We start from the raw sequence: 15,440 nt of genomic DNA on the forward strand, positions 1-15,440 counted from the left end.
CGGGATACCTTAATGAATAATATTGGTATTGAAAAAATCCGTATCTACCCAAGTAGCTTGGCGCTGAAGTTATCTGAATTGGCACAAGCACGTGGTGGAGACAACAAATACATTCAAGAATCTTTAATGGTTATAAAGCGCAGTTTAGTACCACAGTGGGAAGATGCGGTCACCCTTGCAGTCAATAGTGCCAAAGATATGCTCAACGATCAGGACCGTTCGGATATTGGTTTATTTATTATTGCAACAGAGTCAGGCTTAGACCAGGAAAAGGCTATAAGTACTTGGGCGCACCGCTATTTGAGACTGCCTGCGACTTGCCGTGTTTTTGAACTGAAATCTGCCTGCCATGCCGGAGCGGCGGCATTAAAAATGGCTGAGTCATGGATATCATCCGGTCTTAATCACGGTAAGAAAGTGCTATTGATCAATGTGGATATCAGTAATAACATGATTTGCCACGGAAAGATGGAGTATAGCCTTGGCGCTGGGGCTATTGCCTTGCTTATCTCAAATAATCCTCTTTTTGCGGTCATTGAAACGGGGAAATCGGGTATTCATACTCATGAAGTGACGGATGTTATTCGTCCTCTTCCTTGGAAAGAGGTCGCTTTCGATGTAGAAGCCAGTCTTTTCTCTTATATGGATGGACTCGAAAATGCTTTCGAGGAATATTGTAAACAGACACCTGATGCTCGAGAGAGTGCCTACTTCAATTATAATTTATACCACGTCCCTTTCCCTGGAATTAGTAAAGAAGCACATAAAATATTATTAGAACTCCAAGGGCTCTTTGGAAAAGAGGCATTAGCTACTTTATTTAAACAAAAAGTTATGCCTTCTCTATATTATTCGCAAGAAATAGGGGCAACCTATTGTGGCAGTATTTTTCTTTCCCTATTTTCACTGATTGTAAAAGCACCAGAGCTTCAACCAGGTGATCGAATTGGGGTCTACTCTTATGGTTCAGGGTCCTGTGCTGAGTATTTCAGTATGCAGGTCGGGGATCAAGCGTTAGAGATTGCGCAACAGCAAGGTACGGCATTGGACATATTGCTTGCCCAGCGGAAAATATTGGATATAGCGGCATACGAGCAACTGGAAAATGCGCGTAGTGCACAAATGCAAGGTAAAGACTATAGCTTAGACAGGGACAACTTACAGGACTGGTATACACAACATTACAGCGGGAGTGGGCTCCTTATTCTTGAGCGTATTGATAACCACTTACGGAGTTATCGCTATGCATGAATATGTCACTGTACCTATCAAATTTAATCCCAATTCATTAGCCGACTTCGAAAGCCGCTTTATCTCTGCGCTAAATAACGAGCGCTATAACGTTATTGTGCTTACGGGCGGGCCTACCTACTTTAGTATGGGTATGGATCTTACGTATATTTCTACCGATTATGACGCCAACTTTGTGTCACAGTTCTGCACTATCCTAAAAATGGTAAGGAGTAGCCATAAGCCAGTATTAGCTAAGGTTGAAGGAAATGTTATCGCGGGGGGAATTGCCTTACTGTCAGTCGTCGATTTTATTCTATCGAGCGATACTGCTTCTTTTAGTTTGCCAGAAGTCACATTTGGAATTACACCAACAATAGCCATGTCTTGCTTACTTGAACGTATTAGGCCTCATCATCTTAAATACTTCGTATGGAGTTCAAGTGTTATTTCGGCAAAACAAGCCCTAAAATGGGGTTTAATCGATCAGGTAAATATACTGGAAAACTTAGACCAAGATATTCAAGTTATGAGTAAGAAGCTATCTCGCGTTCCAACATCCGCTATAAAAGAAAGTAAGTTACTGTTGACGGAACATCATTCTTTCGACGAAAGGCTGGATTTAGGTGGACATCTTCTGGTGAAAAAATTAAATGACTCTCAGACCATAGAAAAAATATGTCAGTATTTAGAAAACATCAAGTTGTTTAATGATGAATATGCGGATGACAAATATGAAAAAACTCTATTTAAGAAAAATTGATGAAGGCATCGTTTTTATGCATATTAACGATCCAGTCAACAATAATGCCATTGATGATGAATTCTGTTTACAGTTGCATGGTATTATCGACACGATAAAGAAAGACAAAACCATTAAAGTACTTATTTTAGTCGGATTGCCTGATATATTTTGTACCGGTGGAACCGAGGCGTTTTTACAAAGCCTAATCACACACTACAAAACTAATATTGAGCATGAGTATGCCAATCACCTCAAGAACTTTCTGAATATACCGATCCCAGTTATTGCTGCGATGGAAGGCAGTGCTACAGGTGGGGGATTAGTCTTAGGTTTATATGCGGATATTTTAGTCGCGGCGGAAGAGAGCCGCTATGGCATGTCATTTATGAACATGGGTTTCACCCCAGGGATGGGATCAACCGCCATGAGTAAGGCGGCATTTGGTTACTATACCGGTTTTGAAATGATGGTCACCGGTAACTATCTTAGAGGCTGTGAGCTGAAAGGAAAATGTTGTTTCAATTATATTTTGCCTCGCGCCACGGTCATGGAAAAAGCCATTGAATTGGCTACAGCCATTGCTGAAAAACCACGCCATAGCTTGGAGTTATTAAAAAAATACATGTCTATCGACAGACGAAAAACACTAGAGGAAACAAGCACCATAGAGGCGTTTATGCACCATATTGCATTTAATCAAAGCAATATTGAACAGCAAATACAAGACAATTACACGGGTTAGATATGCTGAATAACTTTAGTGAAATGACCGTATTGGTAACTGGCGGTACGAAAGGTATCGGGCGGGCTACTGTTGAAAGCTTTGTTAAGGCGGGAGCAAAAGTATATGGCACTTATTTTTGGGGAGACAATTTAGATGAAGTTGAAAACTATTTTTCTCAATATATCAATCGTCCAATCTTCCTTCAGGCGGATATCAGTGATGAAGACACAACCATACGGCTAATTGAAACCATTGCTCAAGAAAACAAAAGAATCGATATTCTTATTCTCAATGCTGCGTTTGCTCCCCAATTTAAAGATACTTATAAATTTAGGGGGCTGCTTGATAGTATTGAACACAACTCCTGGCCACTTGTCACTTATATAGATTGCATTAAGCAATATTTTTTTCAATATCCTGGTTATGTAGTTGCAATTACTTCCGAAGGACATCGTAGTTGCCATATAACAGGCTATGATTATGTTGCGGCATCGAAAGCGGTATTGGAAACATTAACTAAATACATTGGTGCACGGGAAAATATCATTATTAACTGCATTTCACCTGGTGTGGTAGATACAGAAGCCTTTGAATTGGTTTTTGGTAAAAAAGCACAAACATTTATTCGAAAATTTGATCCAGATTTCATTGTCAAACCTGAGGCTGTTGGCAATGTAAGTGTAGCTCTTTGCAGCGGATTAATGGATGCCGTGCGTGGTCAGGTCATCACCGTTGATAATGGCAGGATGTTTACTGACAACTTTACCAAGTGGATCGAAATGATTGAAACTCATTTTGTCGAGAAATAATGAGGGAGAATCTCCTCTATCACGAATATTACTCCGAGTTAACTCATATATCGCTCGGTATTATTCACGTTACTTTAACCTAAAAGGTATTAATCATGTCTATTTCCAAAGGTAACTCATTTCTTGGCCGATGGAAACTTGAGTCCTGTGTTGGTAACAGTGGAGGTATACATATTTATCCTATAGGTAGTGAACCGTTTGGTATGTTGACCTATACCGAACAATATATGATGGTGTTTATTGCATCAGGTAAAAGAACTCAATTTAGCACGGAGGATATTCGTGCTATCCCGTCAGAACAGATCGTGGCAGATTTTCCTAAATTTGAAACATATTGTGGCCATTACGATGTGAATCACGATAAAAACATCGTCACGCATTTTATTGAAAATAGCAAAATTCCCAATCAAATTGGCACTGAATTTCGCCGATACTTTATTTTTGAGTATGATAAGTTAATTCTTAAATCCACGGATGGTATATTTCTCAATGGGGAGTCATGGTTGTTTGAGCTTGTTTGGAACAGAGAAGAATAAATTTTTATTAATAAATAAGAGAGGATGTTATGGATAGAGAATATATTGCTAATATTGTGAAAAAACACATTATTAATTCTGTCGATGGTATCAAGGAAGATGACATTGATTTGCAAAAATCAATGGCAGACTATGGCGCAAGCAGCTTAGACATAGTTTCCGTTGTCTCAGGTGCTATGAGAGAGTTAAAAATAAAAATCCCACGTACTGAGTTAAAAAATATTAAATCTATAAACGGCCTGATTGATATGTTTGTAACGAGCAGTTCAGAGGCTTAGACATCTATGAACTATGGCCTACGGAGGGGCCATTTTCCGAACTAAAATAGGAAAGATTACCTATTTTTATAGCACCACCACAGTAAAGAGGGCGATACATGGCATCACATCATGCAATTTTATTTCCGGGGCAGGGGGCGCAGCGTCCAGACATGGGGGCTCCGATATTTGATATCTACCCCAAATTAGTGGCAGATGCTGAAGAAATTGCTGAGTTTAGTATTCGTGATTTTTTTCTGGATTATCCTGCGGATCGGTTTAGCAACACCCTTTACGTTCAGCCAGCTTTATATACAGTTAATGCTTTGTATTATCGTCGATATATTGATGAGTCTGGGGCGTTACCATTATTTCTAGCGGGTCATTCTCTTGGCGAATTTAATGCATTACATGCCGCCGGTGTATTCGACTTTGAAACAGGATTGCGTCTGGTAAAAAAAAGAGCCTTGCTGATGTCTGAAAGTCAGGGGGGAGGTATGGCTGCTGTTCTTGGTCTGAATGCTGAAGAAGTGGCTCAAATCCTTGAGGAGAATAATCTTTTTGATATTTCGATAGCTAATATTAACTCCGATTTACAAATGGTGATATCAGGGCCGATTGAGAGTATTAAACAGGCAGAAGAGATATTTTACGATAACTATGCAATTAAATATGTTGTACTGAGAGTGAGTGGTGCTTTTCATAGTACGATGTTAAATTCCGCAGCTATAAAATTCGGGGAATATATACAAGACTTTTCATTTTCATCGCCCACGATATCAGTTATCTCCAATAGGACGGCCTGTCCGTATACCGTATCCTCTGTAATAAAAAACCTCTCTGAGCATATTAATAAACCTGTCATGTGGAGGCAATCGGTTATCTATATGCGTACACACGGTGTAGATAGATTTACTGAGATGGGGGGGAGTTCTTTACTGCTGGATATGGTTAAGAATATTTTGTAGTAGTCTGGGTTTGAGGTCCAATGGTACGGAAGCGTACGATAGGGAATATTTTCTCATGGATTATCTCCCCTTCCTGCTGCCCTTGGCTTTACCCCAATTATCCCAAACTGGCGGATCTTCACGCTTGACCTACCCCAAAATCCTGCTCCATTCAGAAACATTTTTGAATTGAATTTATTAACTGATAGGGTTGTAACATCATAAAAAACAGCATGTTAGCCTTCCTCATTCTTAGGAGATAGCGCAACAATTAGAAAACACATAGTTGGTACTATAATCCACTGCTCAGCGCTGTATACAAACCATACATCTATAGGCATCCCTATAAGGAGATTCATTATAGACTGACGCAGCAAATCGCTGTCAGCAATCATCATTATTACAGTAAACCACATTCCTTTGATTAGAAGATTTTTTCCAGGTAGCTTCTCTCGAATAAATAACCAAATAAACACTTTACCCAGAGTCGGGATTAAAGCAGTTAAAGCAGCTATAACTACAATATAAACAGGATAAGGTTCCTGCAAAAGACCATCCATCCTACCTGCTTTAGTTGCAGCATCCATGTAGTCTAAAACCCATCCTCTTCCATATAAGACATGAAATGTGAAGCCAAATGCTGCTGACACTAATGTTACCAGACAAATACGTACCCAAAATATCATAAATTATTTCCTGCTATATTGTATGAAGAAGACATATTTTATCTCATTAATGGTGTTTCCTGAAAGTTGCATATACTAAATACTTTAAAAAATAAAGTGCCTTGCTCCGATATACGTTATCAAGAAGGCTCTGTCGTATTAGTGATATGAAGTTGGCAAAAGTTGCGTTGTCGGTTATTTAGGTGGCCAACAGATAAAATTTTTCCGCCGGTGACAATCTGTCACCAGTTGGATGTTGAAGCTGTTCTTTGCGTATCATGTGCACTAACTCAATGCCCGCCAATATCGTCTGCGCACGTCTAAATGATTTGAAGCCCAGCATCGATCGTATCCGCCGTTTGATATTTCGGTGATCCTGCTCCACAAGGTTATTCAGGTACTTATTCTGCCTGACGGTAATGCTTTCTTCCGCCGGTTTGCTGGCATTGAGTGTAGCCAGAGCCGCTGTATTGGCACCACTTTTATCAATGGTGACCACCTCAGGTTCGCCGTGTTGGCGAATAGCCTTGCGGAAAAAACGCAGTGCCGCCCCAGCGTCCCGTTTGGCGGTGAGTAGGAAGTCGATGGTCTGGCCTGCAGTATCGACCGCCTGGTACAGATATTTCCACTGACCTTTGACTTTGATGTAGGTCTCGTCCATTCGCCACCGCCGACCTACGGTACGTTTATGCCGACGAAACGCCTTATCCAGCAAGGGCACCAAGCGGATAACCCAACGATGTAACGTGGAATGGTCAACGGCAATACCGCGTTCAGCCATCATCTCTTCCAAATTGCGCAGGCTCAGGGTATAAGCCAGATACCAGCGAACACATTGTACGATGATATCAACGGGATAATGCCGGCGTTTAAAGGCGTTTCGGATCAGAGACATGGTTAGGCAACATCTTAAAAAAAACAGCATGTTACCTGACGATGTCTTAATGCGACAGAACCGTTTATTTTACCTGCGCGTTTCTTACATCTTTGCCTGCTTCCCAAATGCGGTATTTCACATCAACTCCTTTTGGTACATAAACCACGATCGGTAGGCGACTGTTATAGCGCTGCATAGCGGCGTCCCCCAGATTGGCGGCGATAAATTGTGGGCGGCGGGTGTTATCCGGGCAAGCCATCATGGTTGAGGCCGGTTCGGAGATTTTATCCATCACCAAATAGTCAAAGCCCCAGCCAGACAAGGTTCTGGTTTCCAGATTGCCACCGAGCATATGGCGGTTGCAGTCAACTTCAATGGTTTTACCTATCAGCAATTCAACTTTGAAGCGGCTTTCGTCTTCTTGTGGCTCGAGGAAAATGACCTGGCGGCTCATTCCTTTTTCAGCTTGAGGATAAGGCGCAATCTTCTCTAACGGCTGTTGTTGATTAAGTGGTGGCTCAGTAGCGGCAATAGTGCTGGCAGAGGCGGCCATTAACAGGCTGGTTATGGCGATTGACAGTCTTTTCATCTTTTGTCCCTATGATTTTAATTCCAGATGCAAAAATATCATCTATTCAACAGGCTGATTATAGGTGAAATCCGATTGGCTGATTTATCTATCTGCTTAAAGCTCGATTTCAATATCGCCCTTTGGCTGACAACAACAGGGCAGGATCTCGCCGGCCTGAATAAAAGCTAAAGGTTGCTGCGAATAGCAGACTTCGCCTTTCAGCAAGCGCAGGCGGCAGGAGCCACAATAGCCAGAGCGGCATTGGTATTCGATGGGTACCTGATGATATTCAAGCGTTTCTAGCAAGTTACGGCTGTTCGCGGGCCGGTTAAGTTGAACACCGGTGGTGCTCAACTTGATAATGGATTTCATGGATTACAGCTCGAAATCGCTCAGGTCGTCAGCACTGACTTCTGAATCAATTTGACCGACCAGATAAGAGCTGACTTCAACTTCCTGCGGTGCCACCTGCACGTTATCAGACACTAACCAGGAGTTGATCCACGGAATAGGGTTGGTTCGAGTAGCAAACGGCACACCCAGCCCCACCGCCTGCATGCGGATATTGGTGATGTATTCCACGTACTGACACAGAATCTCTTTGTTCAGACCAATCATGGAACCGTCACGGAACAGGTATTCAGCCCACTCTTTCTCTTGTTGGGCGGCCAGAACGAACAGGTCATAACACTGCTGTTGGCACTCTACGGCAATTTCGGCCATTTCCGGGTCATCTTCGCCAGAACGCATCAAATTAAGAATATGCTGGGTACCGGTTAAATGCAGGGCTTCATCGCGGGCAATCATTTTGATGATTTTGGCATTGCCTTCCATCAATTCGCGCTCCGCAAAAGCAAAGGAGCAGGCGAAACTGACATAAAAACGGATGGCTTCTAGCGCATTGACGCTCATCAGACACAGATAAAGCTGTTTTTTCAGCTCATGCAAATTGACGACGACAGTTTTACCATTAACTTGATGGGTGCCTTCCCCCAGCAGGTGGTAGTAGCTGGTCATTTCGATCAAATCATCATAATAGGCTGAGATATCTTTTGCGCGTTTGAGGATCTCTTCGTTGGTCACGATATCATCGAAAACTATCGACGGATCATTCACGATATTACGGATGATATGGGTGTACGAGCGTGAGTGGATGGTTTCTGAGAATGACCAGGTTTCCACCCAGGTTTCCAGTTCTGGAATTGAGATAAGCGGCAGTAAGGCAACGTTAGGGCTGCGGCCCTGAATTGAGTCCAGCAAGGTCTGGTATTTCAGGTTGCTGATAAAAATGTGTTTTTCATGATCTGGCAGTGCGTTGTAATCGATACGATCACGGGAGACATCTATCTCTTCTGGACGCCAGAAAAATGACAATTGCTTCTCAATCAGTTTTTCGAAAATAGCGTGTTTTTGCTGGTCGAAACGCGCCACGTTAACGGATTGACCAAAGAACATCGGTTCAAGCAACTGGTTATTTTTATTTTGCGAAAAAGTGGTATAGGCCATGATTTCCTCAGGGGACAACAATGCAAGGGCAAATGAAGAATGGCCCGGCGATAACCGTATTTGCGATTATCGCGTAGGGCCAGAACTATAAATCAGATCTTACATGCGCCGCCTTCACAGTCATCATCACCCGGCTGACTTTGAATATCTTCCTGCACATCATCAGCACCGTCGCGGGTGTTTTGATAGTAAAGGGTCTTCACACCAAATTTGTAGGTGGTCAGCAAATCTTTCAGCAATTGCTTCATCGGCACTTTGCCAGATGGGAAGCGGGTTGGGTCATAATTGGTGTTAGCTGAAATCGCCTGATCGACGAATTTCTGCATTAAGCCGACCAGTTGCAGGTAACCATCATTATTTGGCATATCCCACAGCAGTTCGTAAGCATCTTTCAAACGCTCATATTCAGGCACAACCTGGCGTAAAATGCCATCTTTCGAGGCTTTGATACTGACGTAACCACGCGGTGGCTCGATACCATTAGTGGCATTCGAGATCTGCGAAGACGTTTCAGATGGCATCAGCGCAGACAGTGTGGAGTTACGCAGGCCGTGAGTCTTAATATCGTTACGCAGCGTTTCCCAATCGTAGTGCAGTGGCTCGTTGCTGATGGCATCCAAATCTTTCTTATAGGTATCGATCGGCAAAATACCTTGCGAATAGGTGGTTTCATTGAACCACTGGCAGGCACCTTGCTCACGAGCCAACGCGTTAGAGGCTTTCAGCAAGTAGTACTGAATCGCTTCGAAGGTGCGGTGAGTCAGGTTATTAGCGCTGCCATCGGAATAACGCACGCCATTCTTCGCCAAGTAATAAGCAAAGTTAATCACCCCAATACCTAAGGTGCGACGGCCCATCGCGCCACGCTGCGCGGCGGCAATAGGGTAATCTTGGTAATCGAGCAAGGCATCCAGCGCACGTACAGCCAGTACCGCCAACTCTTCTAAATCGTCAAGGCTATCAATGGCACCTAAGTTGAAGGCAGACAGGGTGCAGAGCGCAATTTCGCCATTCTCGTCATTGATGTCATTGAGTGGTTTGGTTGGTAATGCAATTTCCAGACACAGGTTTGACTGCCGCACGGGGGCAATTTTCGGGTCAAACGGGCTGTGGGTGTTGCAGTGGTCAACGTTCTGAATATAGATACGGCCAGTCGAAGCACGCTCTTGCATCATCAGAGAGAATAACTCAACCGCTTTTACCCGTTGCTTACGGATGCTGCTGTCTTGTTCGTATTGGGTATAAAGGCGTTCAAACTCATCCTGATCAGCGAAGAACGCGTCATATAGCCCCGGTACATCTGATGGGCTAAACAGGGTGATATCTTCACCTTTTAGCAGGCGTTGATACATCAGTTTGTTGATTTGGACGCCGTAATCCATATGGCGCACGCGGTTGCCTTCAACACCACGGTTGTTCTTCAACACCAGTAGGCTTTCAACTTCCAGATGCCACATTGGGTAGAACAACGTGGCAGCACCTCCACGCACGCCACCCTGTGAACAGGATTTCACCGCAGTCTGGAAGTGTTTATAGAACGGGATACAACCGGTATGGAAAGCTTCACCACCACGGATTGGGCTACCTAACGCACGGATACGACCCGCATTGATACCGATACCGGCACGCTGTGACACATATTTAACAATGGCACTGGAGGTGGCATTGATAGAATCCAGGCTGTCACCACACTCGATTAACACACAAGAGCTGAACTGACGAGTTGGGGTACGCACCCCTGACATAATCGGTGTCGGCAGCGAAATCTTAAAGGTTGAAACCGCATCATAGAAGCGTTTCACGTAATCGAGACGAGTTTCGCGCGGGTAGTTAGAGAACAGGCAGGCGGAAACCAGAATGTACAGGAATTGGGCACTTTCATAGATCTCACCGCTGACGCGGTTCTGCACCAGATATTTACCCTCCAACTGCTTAACTGCAGCGTAGGAGAAGTTCATATCGCGCCAATGGTCGATGAAAGTGTCCATCTGTTCGAATTCTTCTGCGGTATAATCTTCCAGCAGATGCTTGTCGTATTTACCCATTTCCACCATTTTCGCGACATGATCGACGAGTTTTGGCGGTTCAAACTGGCCATAGGCTTTTTTGCGCAGATGGAAAATAGCCAGACGCGCAGCCAGATACTGATAGTCAGGCGCATCGCGCGAGATAAGATCGGCCGCTGCTTTGATGATAGTTTCATGGATATCGGCAGTCTTAATGCCATCATAAAACTGAATGTGTGAACGCAATTCTACTTGAGAGACCGAGACGTTATGTAAACCTTCTGCGGCCCAGTCGATGACCCGGTGGATTTTATCCAGATTGATGCGTTCTTTGCTGCCATCGCGTTTAGTAACAAGTAGGCTTTGGTTCATGTGTTCTTGACCTTTTATCCCCGTTCTTCATGCACAAACAGCACAAATTTACACTCTCTATGATTACGAAAATCATTGAGGCTGTAGTGTATTGTTCAGTATGTAAACACTATATGTAGGGGGTGGGTAGTGGATAGATAACAAGATAGTGAGTATTGCGGCTTTTGGCAAGTGAACAAGATCGCTTAATTGTGTGGATAACTTGGGGGTGAATTGTTACGAAACGCTCTCAGACTGCGCCATCACTGGATCTTACCTACTGTCGCTTTGGGGGATAAGATTTTACTGAAAACCTTAAAAAGTGGATCGTTTGCCGGTTTATTAAACATTAGAAAAATTCCCTTCATCTTTCGCGCCGTAGCGGTGTTGGCTATCCTCACTCACCCCAGTCACTTAGTGGAATAAGCTCCTGGGAATTTGTTCGGTTTCCGCCTTGCTACAACGCGAAATCTATTGGGTATTGTTTGATTTTTATACTCCCCACGCGATGAATTTATTCGCTATCTCGTTGAGTATGCACCATATAATTCACATCAACATTACCGCCAAGCTTAAAACGATCTGTTATCGGATTGTAATGTAGCCCGATAATGTGGCGCTCACGCAACAGGGTTTGATCAACCCAACCGATAAGTTCTGATGGGCGAATAAATTTTTTCGAATCATGGGTGCCTTTCGGAACCATTTTCAATATATATTCTGCACCGACCACGGCCATCAGCCAGGATTTGGTATTGCGGTTAATAGTTGAAAAGAATACGTGGCCACCGGGTTTGACCAATTGAGCGCAGGCGCGGATAACCGAGGCGGGATCTGGCACGTGTTCGAGCATCTCCATGCAGGTCACCACATCGTAGTGTTGTGGGTGTGCTTGCGCGTGGCTTTCAACTGTTTCTTGTACATAATCCAGTTTGGTACCGGTTTCCAGCGCATGTAGGCGAGCCACTTGCAACGGCTCATAGCCCATGTCCAGACCGGTGACGTGTGCTCCTTCCCGAGCCATGCTTTCGGCCAAAATTCCACCACCGCAGCCGACATCCAGCACTTTCTTATCAAAAATACCGCCAGAGCGCTGTAAAATGTAATCAAGACGCAGCGGGTTAATGCGATGAAGAGGTTTGAATTCACCTTCTAAATCCCACCAGCGAGAGGCAACTGCCTCAAATTTAGCGATTTCTTGCTCGTCGACATTCTGATGGCTAGCTGTGTTATCTACACACATGGAGAGTTCTCACTGTTCTGTTTCTTTGCGCAGATTATACATGTTCCCTTCCAATTGACGCAGAATAATACCGTTAAGTTAGGCGGATAAGCCCGACATAAAGTCGTTTCGACAAACATCACGTAGTTTCGCCAAAATCTGGGTTTTGTGATATAGTTTCGTACCTTTAAATCCGGTAATTAGTAGAGGGATAGCGGCTCAATGAGCGACCTTGCCAGAGAAATAACACCGGTCAACATCGAGGAAGAGCTGAAAAGCTCCTATCTGGATTATGCGATGTCCGTTATTGTCGGACGTGCTTTACCAGATGTCCGGGATGGACTGAAACCGGTGCACCGTCGCGTACTGTATGCGATGAATGTACTGGGTAATGACTGGAATAAACCATACAAAAAATCGGCCCGTGTAGTCGGGGACGTTATCGGTAAATATCACCCGCATGGTGACAGCGCGGTCTACGACACAATTGTGCGTATGGCCCAGCCGTTCTCACTGCGCTATATGCTGGTGGATGGGCAGGGCAACTTCGGTTCCGTCGATGGCGATTCTGCTGCGGCGATGCGTTATACCGAAATCCGTATGTCTAAAATTGCTCACGAATTGTTAGCGGATTTAGAAAAAGATACCGTTGACTTCGTGCCTAACTATGATGGTACGGAACAGATCCCCGCAGTGATGCCAACCCGAATCCCTAACCTGTTGGTTAACGGTTCGTCAGGTATTGCCGTAGGGATGGCAACCAATATTCCGCCACATAACCTGTCTGAGGTTATTGATGGCTGTCTGGCTCTGATCGAAGATGAAAACATCACCATTGAAGGGTTGATGGAGTTCATTCCAGGTCCAGATTTCCCAACAGCCGCCATTATTAATGGTCGCCGTGGTATTGAAGAGGCTTATCGTACTGGCCGTGGCAAGGTCTATATCCGTGCCCGTGCTGAAGTTGAAGCTGACGCGAAAACCGGCCGTGAAACCATTATTGTTCACGAGATCCCGTATCAGGTGAACAAAGCACGGTTGATTGAGAAAATCGCTGAGCTGGTCAAAGAGAAACGCGTAGAAGGCATCAGCGCGTTACGTGATGAGTCTGATAAAGACGGCATGCGTATCGTGATTGAGATTAAACGTGACGCCGTCGGGGAAGTGGTTCTAAATAACCTCTATTCACTGACGCAACTTCAGGTGACTTTCGGTATCAATATGGTGGCTCTGTCTCAAGGGCAGCCTAAATTGCTTAACCTGAAAGACATTCTGGTTGCATTTGTGCGCCACCGTCGTGAAGTGGTGACGCGTCGTACCATTTTTGAACTGCGTAAAGCACGTGACCGCGCACACATCCTTGAAGCATTGGCAATTGCACTGGCTAACATCGATCCGATTATCGAATTGATCCGCCGTGCCGCCACTCCTGCTGAAGCCAAAGCGGGCTTGATTGCCAATTCATGGGAATTAGGCAACGTGGCGTCAATGTTGGAACGTGCCGGTGATGACGCTGCCCGCCCTGAGTGGCTGGAAGCTGAATACGGTATCCGTGACGGCAGATATTTCCTCACCGAGCAACAAGCTCAGGCAATCTTGGATCTGCGTTTGCAGAAACTGACGGGCCTGGAGCATGAAAAACTGCTGGATGAGTATAAAGAGCTGTTGACCTTAATTGGTGAGTTGATCTTTATTCTGGAAAACCCGGATCGCCTGATGGAGGTTATCCGTGAAGAATTGGTTGCTATCAAAGAGCAATATAACGACGCACGTCGTACTGAGATAACGGCTAATACTTCCGACATCAACATCGAAGATCTGATTAATCAGGAAGATGTGGTTGTGACGCTGTCCCATCAGGGCTACGTCAAATATCAACCGCTGACGGATTACGAAGCTCAGCGCCGTGGTGGTAAAGGTAAGTCGGCTGCCCGTATCAAAGAAGAAGACTTCATTGATCGTCTGTTGGTTGCCAATACCCATGATACTATTTTGTGCTTCTCCAGCCGTGGCCGTCTCTATTGGATGAAGGTCTATCAGTTGCCGGAAGCCAGCCGTGGTGCACGTGGTCGTCCGATCGTCAACTTATTGCCGCTTGAGCCAAATGAGCGTATTACCGCCATTCTGCCAGTGCGGGAATATGAAGAAGGCCGTCACATCTTTATGGCGACCGCCAGCGGCACTGTGAAGAAAACCGCTTTGACCGAGTTCAGTCGTCCACGCAGCGCCGGTATTATTGCCGTCAATCTGAATGAAGGCGATGAGCTGATTGGTGTGGATCTGACCGATGGCAGCAATGAAGTCATGCTGTTCTCTGCATTGGGTAAAGTGGTTCGCTTCCCTGAGTCACAGGTCCGTTCGATGGGCCGTACTGCGACCGGTGTACGTGGTATCAACCTCAATGGTGATGATCGGGTTATTTCTCTGATTATCCCACGTGGTGATGGCGAAATCTTGACTGTGACTGAAAACGGTTATGGTAAGCGTACCGCAGTGGAAGAGTACCCAACCAAGTCCCGTGCGACTCAGGGTGTTATCTCCATTAAAGTCAGTGAGCGTAATGGTAAGGTTGTGGGGGCTGTTCAGGTGGCTCCGACTGACCAGATCATGATGATCACCGATGCGGGTACTCTGGTACGTACTCGCGTATCTGAGGTGAGTGTCGTGGGGCGTAATACCCAAGGTGTGACGCTGATCCGTACCGCAGAAGATGAGCATGTCGTTGGTCTGCAACGTGTTGCTGAGCCAGAAGAGGATGATGAAATCCTTGATGGCGAATCATTAGAAGGTGAAGAGGGCGGCGAAGACGATGCTGCACTGAATACACCAGAAGATGAAGATGCTGCTGATGAAGCAGAAGAAGGCGATGCTGAAGATGAGGACGACAACGTATAATGCGTTGTTGAAAACAAGAGCCAGCTTACGAGCTGGCTTTTTTATGGGCTATTGGTAGTGTATTCTGTTGCTCATGCAGCCTGTCTGGCCCTACTTTCC

15 protein-coding genes are annotated in these 15,440 nt (G+C 44.9%); 8 read left to right on the forward strand and 7 right to left on the reverse strand.

Annotated elements, in window-relative coordinates; translation table 11 throughout:
* The first annotated feature begins 12 nt into the window (after positions 1-12).
* The 7 genes from A6J66_002095 (at position 13) to fabD (ending at position 5,269) form a co-directional block, all read left to right on the forward strand.
* On the forward strand, positions 13-1,251 hold the full coding sequence (locus A6J66_002095) for a hydroxymethylglutaryl-CoA synthase (GenBank protein PNM23081.1): 1,239 nt from the start codon (positions 13-15) through the stop codon (positions 1,249-1,251).
* Positions 1,244-1,993 (forward strand): enoyl-CoA hydratase/isomerase family protein, encoded by a 750-nt coding sequence (locus A6J66_002100; GenBank protein ID PNM23082.1) that lies wholly within the window; start codon positions 1,244-1,246, stop codon positions 1,991-1,993. Before A6J66_002095 ends, A6J66_002100 begins: the two co-directional genes overlap by 8 nt.
* Entirely contained in the window at positions 1,956-2,717 is a 762-nt protein-coding gene (locus A6J66_002105; GenBank protein ID PNM23083.1) for an enoyl-CoA hydratase, read from the forward strand. The genes A6J66_002100 and A6J66_002105 overlap by 38 nt, the downstream gene beginning before the upstream one ends.
* 2 nt (positions 2,718-2,719) lie before the next feature.
* Positions 2,720-3,508, forward strand: coding sequence for an SDR family NAD(P)-dependent oxidoreductase (locus A6J66_002110; GenBank protein PNM23084.1), 789 nt, complete (start codon positions 2,720-2,722; stop codon positions 3,506-3,508).
* 95 nt (positions 3,509-3,603) lie between these two features.
* On the forward strand, positions 3,604-4,044 hold the full coding sequence (locus A6J66_002115; protein PNM23085.1) for a hypothetical protein: 441 nt from the start codon (positions 3,604-3,606) through the stop codon (positions 4,042-4,044).
* 29 nt (positions 4,045-4,073) lie between these two features.
* On the forward strand, positions 4,074-4,322 hold the full coding sequence (locus A6J66_002120; protein ID PNM23086.1) for an acyl carrier protein: 249 nt from the start codon (positions 4,074-4,076) through the stop codon (positions 4,320-4,322).
* Positions 4,323-4,420: 98 nt separating this feature from the next.
* The gene (gene fabD, locus A6J66_002125) at positions 4,421-5,269 is read left to right on the forward strand and encodes a [acyl-carrier-protein] S-malonyltransferase (GenBank protein PNM23087.1); all 849 of its coding nucleotides are present in this window, start codon (positions 4,421-4,423) and stop codon (positions 5,267-5,269) included.
* A gap of 215 nt (positions 5,270-5,484) precedes the next feature.
* Here fabD and A6J66_002130 read toward each other — a convergent pair whose 3' ends face one another.
* From A6J66_002130 to A6J66_002160, 7 genes are all read right to left on the reverse strand, one after another.
* Positions 5,485-5,934, reverse strand: coding sequence for a hypothetical protein (locus A6J66_002130; protein ID PNM23088.1), 450 nt, complete (start codon positions 5,932-5,934; stop codon positions 5,485-5,487).
* Between the two features lie 178 nt (positions 5,935-6,112).
* A complete protein-coding gene (locus A6J66_002135; protein ID PNM23089.1) occupies positions 6,113-6,808 on the reverse strand; it encodes a DDE domain-containing protein in 696 nt (231 codons plus the stop codon).
* 64 nt (positions 6,809-6,872) lie between these two features.
* Positions 6,873-7,379 carry an ecotin gene (locus A6J66_002140; GenBank protein ID PNM23090.1) on the reverse strand — a complete coding sequence of 169 codons (507 nt, stop codon included), beginning with the start codon at positions 7,377-7,379 and terminating at the stop codon, positions 6,873-6,875.
* 96 nt (positions 7,380-7,475) lie between these two features.
* The gene (locus tag A6J66_002145; GenBank protein PNM23091.1) at positions 7,476-7,733 is read right to left on the reverse strand and encodes a 2Fe-2S ferredoxin; all 258 of its coding nucleotides are present in this window, start codon (positions 7,731-7,733) and stop codon (positions 7,476-7,478) included.
* 3 nt (positions 7,734-7,736) lie between these two features.
* A complete protein-coding gene (locus A6J66_002150; GenBank protein PNM23092.1) occupies positions 7,737-8,867 on the reverse strand; it encodes a ribonucleotide-diphosphate reductase subunit beta in 1,131 nt (376 codons plus the stop codon).
* 92 nt (positions 8,868-8,959) lie between these two features.
* Entirely contained in the window at positions 8,960-11,245 is a 2,286-nt protein-coding gene (locus tag A6J66_002155; protein PNM23093.1) for a ribonucleoside-diphosphate reductase subunit alpha, read from the reverse strand.
* A 493-nt stretch (positions 11,246-11,738) separates the two neighbouring features.
* A complete protein-coding gene (locus tag A6J66_002160) occupies positions 11,739-12,467 on the reverse strand; it encodes a bifunctional 2-polyprenyl-6-hydroxyphenol methylase/3-demethylubiquinol 3-O-methyltransferase UbiG (protein ID PNM23094.1) in 729 nt (242 codons plus the stop codon).
* Positions 12,468-12,668: 201 nt separating this feature from the next.
* On the opposite strand from A6J66_002160, the gene A6J66_002165 reads away from it, so the two are divergent.
* Entirely contained in the window at positions 12,669-15,341 is a 2,673-nt protein-coding gene (locus A6J66_002165; GenBank protein PNM23095.1) for a DNA topoisomerase (ATP-hydrolyzing) subunit A, read from the forward strand.
* The last annotated feature ends 99 nt before the right edge of the window (positions 15,342-15,440 follow it).

Source organism: Yersinia enterocolitica (assembly GCA_002082245.2).
GTDB classification, from domain to species: Bacteria; Pseudomonadota; Gammaproteobacteria; order Enterobacterales; family Enterobacteriaceae; genus Yersinia; species Yersinia enterocolitica_E.